The 16,208-nt window shown below is 70.5% G+C and carries 15 protein-coding genes; 5 read left to right on the top strand and 10 right to left on the bottom strand.

What is annotated here, in order from left to right:
• Positions 1-22: 22 nt before the first annotated feature.
• The 4 genes from NS3_RS07660 to NS3_RS07645 all read right to left on the bottom strand — a co-directional run bounded on the left by NS3_RS07660 (position 23) and on the right by NS3_RS07645 (position 5,268).
• Positions 23-1,225: a thiolase family protein gene (locus NS3_RS07660; RefSeq protein ID WP_067855861.1), complete on the bottom strand. Its 1,203-nt coding sequence runs from the start codon at positions 1,223-1,225 to the stop codon at positions 23-25.
• A complete protein-coding gene (locus tag NS3_RS07655; RefSeq protein ID WP_067855858.1) occupies positions 1,222-2,955 on the bottom strand; it encodes an aldehyde dehydrogenase family protein in 1,734 nt (577 codons plus the stop codon). Before NS3_RS07655 ends, NS3_RS07660 begins: the two co-directional genes overlap by 4 nt.
• A 168-nt stretch (positions 2,956-3,123) precedes the next feature.
• Complete coding sequence (locus tag NS3_RS07650; protein ID WP_067855855.1) at positions 3,124-4,038, bottom strand: winged helix-turn-helix transcriptional regulator; 915 nt, start codon at positions 4,036-4,038, stop codon at positions 3,124-3,126.
• A gap of 42 nt (positions 4,039-4,080) precedes the next feature.
• Positions 4,081-5,268 (bottom strand): thiolase family protein, encoded by a 1,188-nt coding sequence (locus tag NS3_RS07645; RefSeq protein ID WP_067855852.1) that lies wholly within the window; start codon positions 5,266-5,268, stop codon positions 4,081-4,083.
• A 103-nt stretch (positions 5,269-5,371) separates the two neighbouring features.
• Between NS3_RS07645 and NS3_RS07640 the strand changes: the two genes are divergently transcribed.
• Together NS3_RS07640 and NS3_RS07635 are read left to right on the top strand one after the other, a co-directional pair.
• Complete coding sequence (locus tag NS3_RS07640; RefSeq protein ID WP_067855849.1) at positions 5,372-7,012, top strand: class I adenylate-forming enzyme family protein; 1,641 nt, start codon at positions 5,372-5,374, stop codon at positions 7,010-7,012.
• Positions 7,013-7,036: 24 nt separating this feature from the next.
• The gene (locus NS3_RS07635) at positions 7,037-7,990 is read left to right on the top strand and encodes an NAD(P)H-dependent flavin oxidoreductase (RefSeq protein ID WP_067855845.1); all 954 of its coding nucleotides are present in this window, start codon (positions 7,037-7,039) and stop codon (positions 7,988-7,990) included.
• A gap of 25 nt (positions 7,991-8,015) precedes the next feature.
• Here the strand turns inward: NS3_RS07635 and NS3_RS07630 are convergent, their stop codons facing one another.
• From NS3_RS07630 to NS3_RS07620, 3 genes are all read right to left on the bottom strand, one after another.
• On the bottom strand, positions 8,016-9,416 hold the full coding sequence (locus NS3_RS07630; RefSeq protein WP_067855842.1) for an amidase: 1,401 nt from the start codon (positions 9,414-9,416) through the stop codon (positions 8,016-8,018).
• Between the two features lie 133 nt (positions 9,417-9,549).
• A complete protein-coding gene (locus NS3_RS07625; protein ID WP_218018200.1) occupies positions 9,550-10,434 on the bottom strand; it encodes an NmrA/HSCARG family protein in 885 nt (294 codons plus the stop codon).
• Positions 10,431-11,306: an EamA family transporter gene (locus NS3_RS07620; protein ID WP_245649504.1), complete on the bottom strand. Its 876-nt coding sequence runs from the start codon at positions 11,304-11,306 to the stop codon at positions 10,431-10,433. Before NS3_RS07620 ends, NS3_RS07625 begins: the two co-directional genes overlap by 4 nt.
• Positions 11,307-11,463: 157 nt before the next feature.
• On the opposite strand from NS3_RS07620, the gene NS3_RS07615 reads away from it, so the two are divergent.
• On the top strand, positions 11,464-12,348 hold the full coding sequence (locus tag NS3_RS07615) for a LysR family transcriptional regulator (RefSeq protein WP_067855836.1): 885 nt from the start codon (positions 11,464-11,466) through the stop codon (positions 12,346-12,348).
• On the opposite strand, the gene NS3_RS07610 is transcribed toward NS3_RS07615, so the two are convergent.
• A complete protein-coding gene (locus NS3_RS07610) occupies positions 12,279-12,854 on the bottom strand; it encodes an STAS domain-containing protein (RefSeq protein ID WP_067855833.1) in 576 nt (191 codons plus the stop codon). The two genes, NS3_RS07615 and NS3_RS07610, sit on opposite strands and share 70 nt — an antisense overlap.
• A 236-nt stretch (positions 12,855-13,090) precedes the next feature.
• On the opposite strand from NS3_RS07610, the gene NS3_RS07605 reads away from it, so the two are divergent.
• A complete protein-coding gene (locus tag NS3_RS07605) occupies positions 13,091-13,327 on the top strand; it encodes a metallothionein (protein ID WP_067855830.1) in 237 nt (78 codons plus the stop codon).
• 119 nt (positions 13,328-13,446) lie between these two features.
• Here NS3_RS07605 and NS3_RS07600 read toward each other — a convergent pair whose 3' ends face one another.
• Both NS3_RS07600 and NS3_RS07595 read right to left on the bottom strand, forming a co-directional pair.
• Positions 13,447-14,289, bottom strand: a complete 843-nt coding sequence (locus NS3_RS07600; RefSeq protein ID WP_067855827.1) for an SDR family NAD(P)-dependent oxidoreductase — start codon at positions 14,287-14,289, stop codon at positions 13,447-13,449.
• Positions 14,290-14,470: 181 nt separating this feature from the next.
• Complete coding sequence (locus NS3_RS07595) at positions 14,471-14,989, bottom strand: hypothetical protein (protein WP_067855824.1); 519 nt, start codon at positions 14,987-14,989, stop codon at positions 14,471-14,473.
• Between the two features lie 203 nt (positions 14,990-15,192).
• Here NS3_RS07595 and NS3_RS07590 point away from each other — a divergent pair, with 203 nt between their 5' ends.
• The gene (locus NS3_RS07590) at positions 15,193-16,137 is read left to right on the top strand and encodes a GlxA family transcriptional regulator (RefSeq protein WP_067855821.1); all 945 of its coding nucleotides are present in this window, start codon (positions 15,193-15,195) and stop codon (positions 16,135-16,137) included.
• The last annotated feature ends 71 nt before the right edge of the window (positions 16,138-16,208 follow it).

The raw sequence follows: 16,208 nt of genomic DNA, 5'->3' as shown, positions 1-16,208 counted from the left end.
TCCTTCGATGGGTGGGGAGGGGTCAGCGCAGGCGTCGGACGACGAGTGCGGCGCCGAGGCCGAGTGCGGCGGGGATGGTGATCAGGGCGTGCTCGCCGTCGATGCGGCGCAACTGGTCGAGCGCGTCGACGAGCAGCACGCCGCCGGCCGCGCCGAGCGGGTGTCCGGTGGCCATGGACCCGCCGTTGGGGTTGACCTTCGCCGGGTCGAGCTCGAGCTCGCGGATCATCGCCAGTGTCGATGCGGCGAAGGACTCGTTCGCCTCGACGACGTCGAGGCGGCCGGGCGAGATGCCCGCGCTGTCGAGGGCCTTTCTCGCCGCGACGACCGGCGCGGTCAGCAGCGGGGAGCGGACCGCAGCGTGCGCGACGCCGACGATCTCCGCAAGCGGTGGACGATCGAAAAGCGCTGCGGCGGAGCGCTTGCCGAGCACCGCCGCGGCTGCGGCGTCGGCGGGCTGGGGCGCCGTGGCCGCGGTGTGCAGGCCGGTGGCGGGACGGGTGACGCCGGGCAGTCGCTGTTCGACGCGCTCCCACGACGGGTCCGCGCCGAAGAGCGGCCGCAAGCCGGCCAGGCCCTCGAGCGTGGTGTCGGGTCGGGGGCCTTCGTCGGCGCTCAGCAGGGTCCCGTCGGGGCCGTGTACGGGCACGATCGAGTCCGAGTCCGAGGCAGCCGCGGCCGCGGCACGGCGGTGCGAGACGACCGCGCTCGCGTCGAGGTCTTCCCTGCTGAATCCGTACCGCATCGCGGTGAGGTCGGCCGAGACGCCGATGGTGACGTATCCGGTCCGGTCGCCGAGTGCGGCGCTGGTGACGAAAGCGGGGTCGTCGGACATCATCGGTACCCGGGACATGGATTCGACGCCGCCCACGACCGCCAGATCCGCACTGCGCGCGGCGATCTTCGCGGCGCCGGTCTCGATGGCGTCCAGTCCCGAACAGCACAGCCGCGACACCACGCCCGCGGCGGTCTCGTCGGGCCAGCCCGCCCACAGCAGGGCCGCGCGGGCGACATTGCCGCCTTGATCACCGAACGCGGTGCTGGTGCCGATCACCACGTCGTCGATGCGATCGGCCGGGACGCCGCGCCGGGTCAGCTCGCGCAGCACCTGCGCCAGCAGTTCGTAGGCGGGTACCTCGGCGAAGGTTCCGCCGTCGCGGCGGACGCGGGCCTTCGGGGTGCGGATCGCGTCGTAGACGAAGACGCCGGGTTCGAACTGTGTCATCGGCTCGCCACCTGGCTGTGTTCTCGGTCCGCCACCTGGCTGTGTTCTCGGTCCGCCACCTGGCTGTGTTCTCGGTCCGCCACCTGGCGGCGGTCCTGCACGAGCCGGAAGCGTCCGGCCACGAACGACTCGTCGGTGAGGGTGGCGTTGCCCGCCGGATTCAGGCCGGTGACGTGGTAATCGCTGTAGGCGGCCGCGTACTGCATCGGCATGGAGGAGACCAGGTCGACCGACAGCGAGGCGCCCGCGTCGGCGTAGGCGTCGGCGATCTCGTCGACGGTGTCGTCATCGGTGCAGTACAGGTAGGAACTGATCGCACCGTGGGCGCGCACGCTGTCGGTGGCGTGGGCGACCGCGGCCGCGGTGTCGGCGCAGTCGATGAGGAAGGCCACCGGGCCGAACTGCTCGCCCGCGGGCAAGGTGTCGCCTCGGCGGGGGTCGAGGCGGATGAGCATCGGCGTCGTGACCCGCGCGCCAGGGTGGTCCGGGTGCTCGTAGGCGGTGGGCGGACGGACGAGGGTGCCGTCGCGTTCGGCTTCCTCGGCGAGGACGCGCAGCGAAGCCGGCGTGGACTCCGACTGCAGCGCCCCACAGACGGCCGCGGCCCGGCGCGGCGCCGCGGCGAGTTCGTCCAGGGCGTCGCGGAGTGCCGCGACGACCTCCTCGCGCGGCACTGTGCCCGTATCGGTGCGCACCCCCGCGTCGGGGATGTAGATGTTCTGCGGCGTGGTGCACATCTGGCCGCTGAACAGCGAAAGACCGCCTGCCAGTGTGCGAACCGTGGCGGGCAGGTCGTGGACGGAATCGAGCACGACCGTGTTCACGCCCGCGGTCTCGGTGAAGACCAGTGCGTGGCGGCAGTTCTGTTCGAGCCAGTTCCCGAAGGCCGGGCTGCCGGTGAAATCGATGATGCGAATGGCCGGGTCGGTCGCGAGCCGCCCGGCGATCGGCTCCTCGACGGTGTCGACCACCAATTGCACGGCATCGGCGGGCAGGCCGGCCTCGCGCAGGACGTCGCGAAGCACGCCCACGGCCAGGGCGGTGGCCAGGACCGAACACGGATGAGGTTTGACCAGGACCGGATTGCCGGTGGCGAGGTTGACCAGGATGGCGGGGTAAGCGTTCCACGCCGGGAACGACGCGCACGCGACGACCAGCGCGGCGCCCAGCGGCCGGGGCCGGAAGCGCTTGCGCAGCGTCACCGCGGTCTTGCCGAACGTCGCCTGCCAGGTGACGGATTCGGGAATCCGCCGGAGGGCGGCCCACGCCATGGCGACGCCTTCCAGCCCGCGATCCAGCGCGTTGGTGCCGCTGCCGCTGCACGCCATGCCCAGGCTCTGCCCGGTGGTGTGCGAGGTGACCGCGGCGAATTCCGTGCCGCGCGCGTGGATGCGCGACAGCGCTTCCAGGCACACGCCCACCCGCTGCTCGGCGGAGGCCGCGCGCAGGGCGGGCGCGGCCACGGCTGCCGCGTGCAGGGCTTCTTCCGGCGAGGGCGCGCTGTAGGAGACGTTCAGCGCCTTGCCGGTGTAGGGGGAGATCTCCTCGGCGGTGATGGTCGAGGCGGTCTGCGTCGACATCTCGAGCGTGCGGCCGTCGTATGCGCCGACGAGTTCGACGGCCCTGGTCGCCTCGGGCGGGGTGATCGGTGCGAAGCCGGTCCACGCGGTGCGGGTCCGATTGGCCTCCACGGCTGCGGCGAGCAGGTCGGAGTGCTTTTCGAAGAACATGAACAGTGGGTTCCTGTCGAAGGCTGGTGCGAGGTGAGGCATCGGTGCCGAGACTTCGGGGCCGGAGACGCCCTCGATTACCCGGCAATTTACTACGGTTGCTGAAGTGAACCAAGACACAGCGCGATTGTCAACGTGTCGGCGAAAAAGCGGTGGCGCTGTGCGTGATCAGGCGTGGAACTGCACCGACGTGCGGTCGAGCACGGCATCACATCCACGGCAGCGCAGCGCCGGATCGAACCAGTTCCCGCAGGCGTCGTGGTGCAGACGCGGGCCCAGCTGCTCGACCGGGACATCGGGATGCGCCTGCTGCGCCCAGGCCACCTGGAAAGCGAAGATGGGGAACAGCGCCCGGCCGCGGGGTGTCATCCGGTACTCGCGGCCGCCGTCGTCGCGGGTGATCATCTGCGCTTCCGTCAGCCGCGCCAACCGTTCGGTCAGCGTGGACGGGGAGATCTTCAGGATCGACTGGAACTCGCCGAATCGGCGCACGCCCGACAGTGCCAGTCCGGTCACCAGGGCGCTCCAGCGATCGCCGATCGCCTCCATGACCTCGGTGAACTGCAGATCGACCCGGCTGAGCGTGGGTGTGCTGCGGGTGGATCGGCGCCAGCCCTTGCCCGCCAGCACCAGCGAGTCGGGGTCCATCTCCACATGGACGTCGCGCGCCTTGGCGAGCCGGCCGCAGTGCCGGCAGATCAGTTCCGGCGGACCACGATGCCCGCACCGCACATGCACCAGCTCCGGCTGCAGCAGCCCGTCGGCGGACCATTCCCGTTGCCAGGACCAGATGGCGACCAGCAGCTCCCATGTCGCCAGCCCCAGGTCGGTGAGCAGGTAGTCGTGCCGGTCGTAGCCGCCGGACTGCGGCGTCCGCCGCATCAGCCCGGCGTCGACCAGGGCGTTGAGGCGGGAGGTCAGAATCGCCGGCGGTGCGCCGGTCCGGTCGAGCCATTCGCCGAAACGTCTGACGTGATCGACGAAGGCGTCGCGCAGGATCGCCACCGTCACCCGGTCGCCGAGCAGATCGATGGTCTGGGCGACCGGACTGGCGGTCGCGGCGGGACCGGCGTTCTCGGCCACTGCCAACCCCGCCTTCCGTACCGGCTGTCCCGACGCTCTCGCTCAGGCTTCCAACACAATAGCGATGCCCTGTCCGACGCCGACGCACGCCGCGGCGACGCCGATTCCGCCGCCGAGCCGTCGCAGGTGACGCAGGCAGTCGACGACGATCCGGGCCGCCGACGCGCCGAGCGGGTGTCCCATCGCGATCGCGCCGCCGAACGGATTCACCCGCTCGGGCGCGATCCCCGGCAGTTCCCGCAGACACGCCAGCACCACCGCGGCGAACGCCTCGTTCAGTTCCAGGACGCGCACGTCGGCCGGGGCGCGCCCGGCGCGCTCGAGTGCCTTGGTGATCGCCGGAACCGGGGCCACGGCGAACAGATCCGGTTCCACGCCGACGACAGCGGACGACAGCACCCGGCCCAGCGGCCGCACGCCCAGTTCGGACACCACAGCGCCACCGGCCACCAGCGCCGCCACGGCTCCGTCGTTCATCGGTGAGGAGTTGCCCGCGGTGACGGTGCCCTGCGGGGAGAACGCAGGCCGCAACCCGGCCAGCGTCGCGGCGCTGGTATCGCGGATGGACTCGTCACGCGCGAGATCGGCCCGCGGCAGAGCGAATTCCGTGTGCACGCCGTCCGACCAGGCCTTCTTCGCGAGTTCGTGGGAGCGCAGCGCCCACTCGTCCTGTTCGAGCCGCCCGATGCCCTTGCTCTCGGCGACCAGTTCCGCCGAACGGCCGAGCGACTCGACCCAGGCGGCGGGGAAGCGGGGGTTGACCATGCGCCAGCCGACCGTCGTCGGCGTCAGGTCCAGGTGCCGGGGAAAGGCGGAATCGATCGGCGGCAGCACGTAGGGCGCTCGGCTCATGCTCTCCGAGCCGCCGGTCAGCACCACGTCGGCGTCGCCGGCGGCGATTCGACGCGACGCCGAGAGCAGAGCCTCCGCGCCGGATCCGCACAGCCGGTTGACGGTGACGCCCGGAATCGTGTGCGGGAGTCCCGCCAGCAGCAGCGCCATCCGCGCGACATTGCGGTTGTCCTCGCCCGCGCCGTTGGCATTGCCCCACACCACGTCGTCGATGCGCGCGGGGTCCAGATCCGGATGCCGCGCCAGCAGATCGGCGATCGGCAATGCGGCGAGGTCGTCGGCGCGGATGTGGGACAGCGCGCCCCTGGCCGCGCCGAACGGCGTGCGGACCGCGTCCACGATCCAGGGGGTGCGTGGGTCGGTGGCGGGACGGGTCATCGGTGGTGGCTCCTCTGCCTCGGGGGCCGGATGGTCTGTTGCGCGATCCGGCACGTCCGTAGTTTACTTCAATAACTGTAGTGAAATGGAGGGTCGAGTAGCCATGTCGATCGCGAATGTCGTCCGGACCGCCGCCGAGAGGTTCGGCGCGGACCTCGCGGTGGCGGACGGCGCGCGGAGCCTGAGCTTCGCCGAACTGTCCGATCGCGTGCACCGGCTGGCCGCCGGATTCGCCGCGCGCGGGGTCGCGCCGGGCGGCGCCGTGTCGGTGCTGCTGCCGAACTCGGTGGCCTCGATCGAGGTCGATCTGGCACTCACGATCGGCGGGTTCGTCCGTGTCGCGCTCAATCCGCGGGTGGGGCAACGGGACTGGGCGCGGATCATGGACGACTGCCGACCGTGCGCGCTCGTCTACGATCCCGGCGTCGACGGGGCACGGGAGTTCGCCGCAGCCGCCCCGGTGTCCGTGCTGATCGCCGCCGTGGACGACGACACCGGCACCGCGACACTCGACGGCATCGCCGCGGCGGCGCCTGCTCGCCCGCGGCTCCGCGAACTAGAACCGAATGCGCTGTGCGCCCTGCACTATTCCTCGGGTACCACCGGTGTGCCCAAGGGCGCCAAGCGCACCCACGCCAACCGGCTCGCCTCACTGCGCGCCATGCTCGACCACGTCCTCGCCGGCACCCTGGACGGACCGGAGCCCCCGGTCTTCGTGCACGCCGGGCCCGTCATCCACACCAGCGGGCTGTTCGTCCTGCCCTTCCTCGCCGCGGGCGGGAAACAGGTGCTCCTCGACCATGCCCGTCCGGCGGAACTGCTCGCCGCCGTCGCCGGCTGTCGCGGCACCCACACCGCACTCGTCCCCACGGTGATCGCCAGGCTGCTGGAGTTCGGCGATGCCGAACTGACCGCGCTGCGCCGCCTGCGCATGCTGGCCTACGCGGGCGCGCCCATGCCGGTCGAGCACATCCGGCAGGCCTACCACCGCATCACGCCGAATCTCGTCCAGTACTACGGCATGGTCGAGGCCATCCCGCCGCTGACGGTGCTCGGCATCGCCGCCCATCGCCGGGGGATGGACGAGGACAGCGAGATCCTCGCCTCGGTCGGTAGGCCGTGCGCCGGCGTGGACATCGACTTCCGTGACGGCGATGTCGCGGTATCCGACGGGCAGATCGGTGAACTGGTGATCGCCGGACCCGCCGTCGGCCCGGGGTACCACGATGCCGGAACCCGGACCGATCTCGGCAAGAGCCATCGCGGCGGCCGTCTGCACTCCGGTGATCTGGGCTTCCGGGCGGCCGACGGCTACCTGCATCTCACCGGCCGCAGCAAAGACATGATCATCACCGGCGGGTACAACGTGTATCCACGCGAAGTGGAGCAGGCGCTGCTGACCATCCCCGGAGTGACCGACGCGGTGGTGGTCGGGCTGGCCGACCCCGTGTGGGGTCAGCGGATCGTCGCGGCCTACACCGCCGAATCTCGGGCCGATCTCACCGAGGCGGAGCTCACCGACCCGGAGCTCACCGACCCGGAGCTCACCGACCCGGAGCTCACCGAGGTGGAGGTGTTGCGCCGCAGCCGCGAGGTGCTGCCCGACTACAAACGCCCCAAGTCCGTCCACCGCCTGCCGGCCTTTCCGCTGACCGCGCTGGGCAAGGTCGATCGCGCCGCGGTCGCCCGCATGCTCGCGCCGCTGACCAGTCGATCCGTCGTCGCCGCGCCCTCGCGTGCGTGACGATCCCGTCCCGAGGAAGAACTCATGACCGACGCCCTGCTCTCCGCCCTCCGCCTGCCCGTCGTCGCCGCGCCGATGTTCCTCGTCTCCGGACCGGATCTCGTGATCGCCGCCTGCCGCTCGGGCATCATCGGCTCCTTTCCCACCCAGAACTGCCGCACCGTCGAGGATCTCGACACCTGGATGGGCACCATCACCGATCAGGCACGCTCCGGCGACGGCTCGCCCGACCCCTGGGCGGCCAACCTCATCACCCACAGCACCAACGCCCGGCTCGCCGACGACCTGCGCCTGATCGCCGAGTACCGGCCCCCGGTGGTCATCACCGCGCTCGGCTCACCGCGTCCGGTGATGGACGTGGTCAAGGGATACGGCGGTCTGGTCATCGCCGACGTGGTGAACATGCGGCTCGCCCGGAAGGCCGCCGAAGCCGGCGTCGACGGCATGGCGTGTGTCTGCGCCGGGGCGGGCGGGCACACCGGCCACCTCTCGCCGTTCGCCTTCACCTCGGCGATCCGCGACTTCTTCGACGGCCTGGTCATCATCGGCGGCGGCATCAGCGACGGTCACGGCGTGGCCGGAGCCGTCACCGCCGGAGCCGATCTCGTCTACATGGGCACCCGATTCCTCGCCAGCCGGGAGAGCTCGGCCGAGCCCGCCTACAAGCAGATGGTCGTCGACGCCGGACCCGACGACCTGATCGTCAGCGACGCCATCACCGGCACACCGGCCTCCTGGCTCGAGGGCAGCATCCGCGCCCAGGGGCTCGACCCCGACAACCTGGCACCCGCCACCGGCGCGAAGAACTACACCGCGGGCGGCGCCTCGATCAAACGGTGGAAGGACGTCTGGGCCGCGGGCCAGGGCCTGCAGAACATCCGCGCGGTCGAACCGGTGTCGGAGATCGTCGACCGGATCGGCGAGGAATACGCCGCCGCGCTGCGCCGGGTCGGCGAGCGGTCCGCCCTGGCGCGGTGAGCCACACGGGAACGATCGATCGGAATCATCGGTCGACGATGCGCGGAAAGGGCGCGACGCCCTCGAGTTCGTAAGCCAGTCGAAGCAGGGTTCTCTCGTCGCCGTGCGGCGCGAAGAGCTGGATCGAGCCGGGCAGCCCGTCGGGGTGCAGGCCGTGCGGCAACGAGATGGCCGGACCGCCGCCGACATTGGCCAGCGGGGTGAACCCGACGTAGTCGACGAGCTTGGCGAACAACTGGTCCGCGGGCTGGCCGGGGGAGTGCTCGCCGATGCGGGGTGCGGGATGGGCCAGCGTCGGGGTGAGCAGGACGTCGACGTCGGCGAAGTGGCGGGCGTAGAGCTCCGGCCCGCCGCGTAGCCTGCGGATCGCGCCGGGAAGCCGGTGCGGATTGCGGGCGACCTTGCGGGCGAGACCTCTGGTGAACGGGTCGAGCTTGCGTGGGTCGAAACGGCGGCCGTGACCGACCAGGAAACCGGCGGACATCAAGACCGCGAACAGCGACCAGTACAGCGTGAAATCCTCGACGAACTGTGTGTCGGCCAGCAAGCGCCGCTCGGTGAGTTCGTGCCCCTGATCGGCGAACGTCTCGGCGGCCGAGGTCAGGATCCGGTCGGTCTCGGGGTGGACGGGGCGGCCGAGGACGTCGTAGCGGATGACGCCGATGCGCAGTCTGCGCTCGGCGGGGCCTTCGACGAGACCGACCGGCGCCAGCCCCGGCTCGGGATGGTGTCGTTCGGCGGCGGCGAGATAGTGGGCGGTGTCGCGAACCGTCCGGGTGAGCACCCCTTCGCAGACCAGATTGACCGGCAATTGCCTGGCGCCGGGCTGGTCGAGCAGTCGGCTGCGGGTCACCTTGAGACCGACGAGCCCGGTGACCGCCGCCGGAATGCGGATGGACCCGCCGCCGTCGTTGGCATGCGCGATCGGCACCGCGCCGGAGGCGACCAGCGCGGCGGACCCGCCGGAGGAGGCGCCGACGGAGTAGTCGGGGTTCCAGGGGTTCCTGGTGGGCGGACGATCGACGTACTCGGTGCTCGCGGTCAGCCCGAACTCACACAGCGTCGACTTGCCGAGCACGGTGAATCCCTGGGCCAGGAACTGTCGCGCCGGCGCGCTGTCCGCCTTCGCCGGATACGGGGTGAACGCGGCCGACCCGTGACAGGTGGGCACACCGGCGACATCGGCGTTGTCCTTGACGAACGTCGGCACCCCGGCGAACAGCCCCGAGGTCGGCGGCTGGTGGCGCGCCCGCTCGAAGCACTCGACCTGCACGGCGTTCAGTTGCGGCTGCACCTTGCCGACCCGCGCGATGGCGGCCTCGAGCACTTCGTCACGACTCACCTCGCCGCCACGGATCCGGGCGGCGACCCCGAGGGCGTCGAGATCGCCGAGGGCGTCGTCGGTGAAGGCGTGCACTGTGCTCATCGGATCCGTGCTTTCGTCGCTACTCGTCGAGCGCGGGCCGCACCGTTGTCGAGTACTGTCCCGCCCCTGCGACAGTAATGGTCTCCGATGTCAATGGTCTCCGATGTCGTGGTGGACGGGGCGACGATGTTTTTCAGCGGCTGTCTCCCACGTGGGCGGCGGTTCGCAGCCAGGCGTCGAAGGTCAGCAGCTCCGGGAAGCGTGCGCGGAGCGCGGCGATGTCGGCTCGATGCCCGTGCTCGTCGAGCCAGTCGTACATCTTCGCCAGTTCTTCGGCCTCGGCCCGCAGCAGATCGCTCGGCTGCCGCCGGAAGCGCGTCGGGATGCCGTCGGCCCGGGTGAAGGACTCGGCGATCTGCCGCACGGTCAGCTCGTCGCCGGCGATCTCGATCTTCTCGCCGATGAACTCGCCGGGACGGCCGAACGCCTCGGCGGCGATCCGGCCGATGTCGGCCACGGCGATCATCTGTAGCGGGGTGTCGGCGTCGAGCGCGATCGCGCCGACCCGCTCGCCGTCCACCGGCTCCGGCAGCGCATGACGCCAGTTCTCCATGAAGTAGACCGGTCGCAGGACGGTCGCGGGCACGCCGATGGCGTCGATGTGCGCCTCGATGGCGGCCTTGGTCTCGAAGTGCAGGACGCCGGATGCGCGTGGGGCCGCGCCCACCGAGCTGTAGACCAGATGCGCGACGCCCGCTGCCGCGGCGGCGTCGGCGACATTGCTGCCCTGCCGCACTTCGGTTTCCGGGTCGGGAGCGGTCATGTCGCTGGGCTGCACACTGAACACGCCGTAGGTGTCGTGTGCGGCGGCGCGCAGCGAATCGGGGTCGTCGAGGTCGCCGACGGCCAGGTCGGCGCCGAGCGCCTCGAGTGCCTCGGCGGCGGGCTTCCCGCGATCACGGACGAGCGCTCGCACGGGCCACCCGCCGTCGAGCAGCGCGCGGGCGACGGCGCCGCCCTGGCTGCCCGTCGCACCGGTGACGAGGATGGTCTTGTGCTGGGCCGCAAGCATATTCATCGAGCTGTTTCCTCCTGGACGGGCGTCGGCCGACGCGGCGAGAATGTGGGTGCGGGAAGCTGCCCCGCGACGATCGCGAGCAGGCACAGCCCGAATCCGGCGAGTTGGACCGGGCCGAGGGTCTGGCCGAGCAGCAGGGCGCCGAGGCCCGCCGCGACCAGCGGTGAGAGCAGGACCAGGACCGCGACGGACGTGACCGGCAAGACGCCGATTCCGCGGAACCAGAGGACGTAGGCGATCAGACCGCCGACCAGTCCCAGCCAGAGATAGCCGAGAGCGGCGGTGGCGTCGATCGCGGGCGGCGGTCCCTCGACGACCAGCGTGACCACCAGCAGGAACAGACCTCCCGCGGCCAGTTGCCAGCCCGCGAAAGCGGTCGGACCGGCTCCCGCGGGCCGCCCCCAGCGCTTGGTGAGCGTCAATCCCAGTGCCATGGAAGCCGCGCTGATCAGCCCCGCCGCCAGCCCGGTCGCGTCGAGCGCGGCCTCGGGGCCGATCGCCACCAGGCCGACACCGGCCACGCCGGTCACACCCCAGACGATCCGCCAGGCGGAGGGCTGTTCGCGCAGAATGACCACCGCCAGCACCGCGACGACCAGCGGCTGAGCCGCCGCCAGCGTCGCGGCGACGCCTCCCGGCAGGCGTTCGGCCGCGATGAACAGCAGCGCGGTGAACACGCCGATATTGAGCACACCGAGCACCGCGGCCTTCCACCACCATTCGCCGCGCGGCAGCACACGGGTGACCGCGAGTGCGATCAAGCCCGCGGGCAGCGCCCGCATGACCCCCGCGAACAGGGGATGTCCGGACGGGAGGAGTTCGGTGATGGCGATGTAGGTGGTGCCCCAGGACAGCGGGGCGATCGCCGTCACGGCGGCGCGAGGCAGATTCCCGGAGGGGGAGCTTCTGCTGGTTCCGGCGGAAACCAGTTGTGCTGGTGGACTGTTCACCCCTCCGATTTCACCGGCAGCCGATCCATGAGTCCAATGCATGTTTGTCACCGGATGGATCGTGATTCACGATTGATCCATGGAGCTCCAGCAGATGCGTTACGTTCTCGCGGTCGCCGAGACGAACAGCTTCACCAGGGCAGCCGAACGCTGCCTGGTCGTCCAGTCGGCGCTCAGTCACCAGATCGCCCGCCTGGAGAAGGAACTCGGGGCGCGACTGTTCGAACGCACCAGCAGGCGGGTACGGCTGACACCGGCGGGCGCGGCGTTCCTGCCCGCGGCCCGAGAGTGTCTCGAGGCCGCGGAGCGGGCGGCGGCCGAGGTGGCCGCGGCGATCGGGGAGGTCAGGGGGCGGCTCGCCATCGGCCTGATCCCCACCGTCGCCGCGGCCGACATCCCCGGCGCGCTGCGCACCTTTCGTCGGCGATACCCCAAGGTGCGGGTGAGCCTGCGGGTCGGGGCGAGCGAAGAACTCGTCGAGCAGGTCGAGCAGGGCGCGATCGATGTGGCCTTCCTCGGCCTGCCGCCGACGATGCGGCCACGCAACGTAGCCGGCCGCGAGCTCGCTCGCGACCGGCTTGTCGCTGTCGTCGCACCTGACCACCCGTTCGCCGTCGAATCGGTGGTCGACCTGCGCAGATTGTCCGAGGAGGTCTTCGTCGACCTACCGGCGGGGACCGCCGGGCGTATGCAATCCGATCTGGCCTTCGAGGCGGTCGGCCTCGACCGTGACGTCGCCTACGAGGTGTCCAGCGCCGACTACATCGTCCGGCTCGTCGCGGAGAATCTCTGCGTGGCGATGATGGCCGCCGCCTATGTCCCCCAGCTCACCGACGTCGTCACCGTCGAAGTGGCCGACGCACCCACTCGCGTGGAGTACGTCGTCTGGAGCCGCTACCGGCGTACGCCCGCGGCCACCGCCTTCCTCGCCGAAATGGGGATAACGGTGGAGGACCGGCCGTGAAAACGCCGGCGCGGGGGCAGCACGTCGCCACTCACCTCGGCGTCGTCGTCCGGTAGAACCGCGGGCGCGGCGGACCGCGTCGGCGACTCGAGTGCGGTGTGCGCGCTGACCACCGTCGAACGGACGGTCAGCGGCGCGGTGGCCGGATCCGCGGCGAGGAGCCGGGCGATGCGCAGGTCGGTGGTGACCAGGCAGGTCCGGACACCGTCGCGGGAGAATCGGCCCGCGTCCTCGACGAGTGCGCCGAGGGTGCGCAGCGAGAGGAAGTCGAGCCTGCCCGCGTCGATGATGAGCGCACCGCCTGCTTTCGCCGCCGTGCCTGCGGCCTCGCGCACCGTCTGCCGCCACAGCGACAGAGTGAACGCATCGGCCTGGCCGCGGATCGACAGGATGACGACGTCACCGCGGTGACGGGTGCGGAATGTCAGTCGGTGATCCGGCGACTCGGCAGGCGCCGTGGCGGAGTTGACCGACAGCAAGGGGGAGGAGCTGGATTTCGAGTTCATGACACTACCCGGATCGGCTCGAGATGCACGAGGCATCGAGGCTCCGCCGAACCCCGGTGGTTTCGAGGTGGACACGTGAGCCTTGATCAGGTTAACGCACGCGGCGCCTCGCCGGTAGGCGATCCCGAATGGAAGTGATCGTTTTCCTGTTTGCCCAGGAACTCGCAGGGTAGGCCGCTGACGGCGGCGAGTGCCGCCGAATCGCACCCCACGACTGCCTGGAGGATCGAACCGACATGGCGACCTGCGATACCTGCGGCAACGACTACGACAAAACGTTCACCGTCAACCTCGACGGCCGGAGCTGGACGTTCGACAGCTTGGAGTGCGCCGCGAACGAGCTCGCGCCGTCCTGCGCCCACTGCCGCTGCCGCATCCTCGGTCACGGCGTGGAGTCCGGGGATCAGATCTTCTGCTGCGCGCACTGCGCGAGCCGGTCCGGTCACTTCTCGCTGGTCGATCGGGCGCCCTGACGATCCGGGCCGCTCATCGTGGCATGAGCGGCCCGGATCGGGGTTCGGCGCTCAGTTCGCCGATCCGAGAAGCGCTCCCGCACCGGAGCCGGAGCCGGAGCTGGGACGACAGGGGCGGGTCAGAACGACATGGGCGGGGCCGGGGCGCGCCGCTCGCTGAGCGTCTCGGCGCGGTGTCCCAAGGCGCCGAGACCGAAGGCCTTGTCGGTGAATCCCCAGAACTCGCCCGCGGCGATGTCGGCGAACATGTTCTCCGCGGCGTCGATCGGATCCATGCCCGCCGTCTCGCCGAGAGTGTGCAGCACGTCGAACATCTGGTCGGCAGCGGCATTGCCGCTGGGTGCGGCGGCCTGGGCGTCGACGAAGATCCGGCTGCGCACCGAGTACGGCAACAGCACGGTGACCTGGATGGGCGCGCCGGTCAGCGCGACTTCCTGGTGCAGACTCTCGGTCAGCGCGACGACCGCGTGCTTGCTGACGATGTAGGGCGTTTGCAGCGCCTGGGTCAGCACGCCGCCGACCGAGGACATATTGGCCACCGTCGCCGGGGTGCCCGCCGCGATCATCTTGGGCAGAAAGGCCCGGATGCCGTGGAACACACCGTCGACGTTCACCTTCATCACCTGCCGCCACCGCTGCACCGGGATCTCCCAGAGCACGCCCGCGGTCTCGAGGCCCGCGTTGTTGATCAGCAACTCCACGCTGCCGTAGCGCTCGTAGACGTCGGTGGCGAGCTTGTCGAAGGCCTCGGCATCGGTGACATCCAGTATCTGAGCCTCGGCCTCGAGTCCCTGCGCGACGATGTCGCCGGCGACGATGCGGGCACGGTCGGCGTCGACGTCGGTGACCACGACCCGCATGCCGATGGAGGCCGCGTAGCGCGCGAGCCCCGCCCCGACACCCGAACCCGCGCCGGTGATGACGGCTGTCCCACCGGCGAAGCGTTCCCGTGCCGTGCTCATGCGACGCCGTCGATACGGATGATCCCGACGGTGGGATGCGACAACATAATTCGGTCCTCTCGAGCTGACTGTTCGGTTGTAGTGGTTCGACTACCGAAAGATCATCTCGCCCCGGCCGGGTTCGCGCAGCCCGGGCCGCCGGGAGCATTGCTGTTGCGCACCAACAGTTCTCACCGACCGATCACAAGCCCGCCCCGGTCGTCGAGCCGGGGCGGTAGATCATGAGCACGACCACGATCGCCCAGAGCAGGTTGAACATCCCCGTCGACATGCCCAGTCGCGCGGTGAGGCGTTCCAGCGGCGGTGAATCCGCGACGCTCGTTTCCGGTCCCGTGGCGGGCACGCCCACCGGACGCGATGCTTCGATCGCCGCGAGCGCCGACTCCTGAGCGGGCAGGATCACGCCCATGAGCAGCACCGCGGCGACTGCGGTGAGAATTATGGACACCACGAGCCAAGCGTCGCTGAGCACGCCCAAGCTGGCGCCGGTGGCGAAGCCGAACACCGGGACCGAGATGCCGACCACCGCGTAGACCCGGCTGATCCGGTGCAGCACACCGACGATGGCGGCCTTGCGCGGATCCTCCGGGCTGCGGTGCGCGGCCCGCACGGCAGGCGGGTACATGCTGGCCGCGACGGCGACCGGGCCGATGCTCAGGATCGCGGCGAGGACGTGGACCGACAGCAGGAATCCGGTCATGCGCCGAGCCGTTCGCCGGTGACCGTGAATGACGCGAACTGTGCACGCTGTTGTGGCATGGAGATCCTTCCTGAGTGACGTGCTGCCATGTTCACCCGCGACCGCCCGGCGCCGTCAGTGGCGATCAGGTCATAGAACACCTGAATCCGGCCACCGGTGCCCAGGCGCTTCCGGGCCACGCTTCATACCGCTACGGTCGGTGCATGTACACGGTGGTCGTCCTCATGCTCGATGATGCGATCGCCTTCGATCTGGCCACACCGATCGAGGTGTTCGGACGGGTGAGGCTGCCGGACGGCCGTGCCGGGTATCGCGTCGTCGTCGCCGGGCCGCAGCGGCAGATCGCCGCGGGACCGCTGCGCATCACCGTCGAGGCGGGCCTGGAAGAGGTCGAACGCGCCGACCTGATCGTCGTCCCCGGCCTCGCGGAGCCCGCCCGCCCGAGCTCGCCCGAAGTGCTCGACACGCTTCGCGCCGCCGTGCGCCGGGGCACTCGCGTCGCCTCCATCTGCGTCGGCGCGTTCGTCCTCGCGGAGGCGGGCCTGCTCGACGGCAGGGACGCCACCACCCACTGGCTGGCCGCCGACGATCTCACCCGCCGTTATCCGGCCGTGCGAGTCGACCGGGACGTCCTCTACACCGACAACGGCCAGATCCTCACCTCCGCGGGCGCCGCCGCCGGATTGGATCTGTGCCTGCACATCGTCGGCAAGGACTACGGTGTCGCGGTCGCCGCCGACACCGCCCGGCTGGCGGTGACGCCGTTGCAGCGCACCGGCGGCCAGTCGCAGTACATCCTGCGCAATCGTCCGATCTTCCGCACCGCCACCCTCGAGCACGTGCTGGCCTGGATCGAGGACAACGCGCACCGCAATCTCACGCTCGCCGACATCGCGGCCGCCGCCGAGATGAGCGTTCGCACCCTGACCCGCCGGTTCGCCGAGGAGACGGGCCAGAGTCCGATCCAATGGGTCGCGGGTGTCCGCATCCGCCAGGCCCAGGAACTGCTGGAAACCACCGACTACACCGTCGACCGGATCGCCGGGCAGGTCGGGTTCTCCACGCCGAGCAACTTCCGGACCCAGTTCGTCCAGGCCGTCGGCGTCACCCCGGGGGTGTATCGAAAGACGTTCCGCCCCTTGCGTTGACGCCCGCAGATTGCCTCGCCCGCGCCGAGCGACCGGATCGGGCCCGAACTCACGCTGGACGGCAGAAATAG

The organism is Nocardia shimofusensis NBRC 100134 (assembly GCF_001613125.1).
Lineage (GTDB): Bacteria > Actinomycetota > Actinomycetes > Mycobacteriales > Mycobacteriaceae > Nocardia > Nocardia shimofusensis.
The sequence above is the reverse complement of the archived record's forward strand: the minus strand, read 5'-3'. Positions and strand labels throughout refer to the sequence as shown.

Coding starts and splice junctions, on each gene's coding strand:
- NS3_RS07635 (WP_067855845.1), top strand. CDS start 7,037: ATGACCGACGCCCTGCTCTCCGCCCTCCGCCTGCCCGTCGTCGCCGCG.
- NS3_RS07645 (WP_067855852.1), bottom strand. CDS start 5,268: ATGACCCGTCCCGCCACCGACCCACGCACCCCCTGGATCGTGGACGCG.
- NS3_RS07630 (WP_067855842.1), bottom strand. CDS start 9,416: ATGAGCACAGTGCACGCCTTCACCGACGACGCCCTCGGCGATCTCGAC.
- NS3_RS07615 (WP_067855836.1), top strand. CDS start 11,464: ATGGAGCTCCAGCAGATGCGTTACGTTCTCGCGGTCGCCGAGACGAAC.
- NS3_RS07625 (WP_218018200.1), bottom strand. CDS start 10,434: ATGAATATGCTTGCGGCCCAGCACAAGACCATCCTCGTCACCGGTGCG.
- NS3_RS07590 (WP_067855821.1), top strand. CDS start 15,193: ATGTACACGGTGGTCGTCCTCATGCTCGATGATGCGATCGCCTTCGAT.
- NS3_RS07605 (WP_067855830.1), top strand. CDS start 13,091: ATGGCGACCTGCGATACCTGCGGCAACGACTACGACAAAACGTTCACC.
- NS3_RS07610 (WP_067855833.1), bottom strand. CDS start 12,854: ATGAACTCGAAATCCAGCTCCTCCCCCTTGCTGTCGGTCAACTCCGCC.
- NS3_RS07595 (WP_067855824.1), bottom strand. CDS start 14,989: ATGACCGGATTCCTGCTGTCGGTCCACGTCCTCGCCGCGATCCTGAGC.
- NS3_RS07640 (WP_067855849.1), top strand. CDS start 5,372: ATGTCGATCGCGAATGTCGTCCGGACCGCCGCCGAGAGGTTCGGCGCG.
- NS3_RS07655 (WP_067855858.1), bottom strand. CDS start 2,955: ATGTTCTTCGAAAAGCACTCCGACCTGCTCGCCGCAGCCGTGGAGGCC.
- NS3_RS07660 (WP_067855861.1), bottom strand. CDS start 1,225: ATGACACAGTTCGAACCCGGCGTCTTCGTCTACGACGCGATCCGCACC.
- NS3_RS07600 (WP_067855827.1), bottom strand. CDS start 14,289: ATGAGCACGGCACGGGAACGCTTCGCCGGTGGGACAGCCGTCATCACC.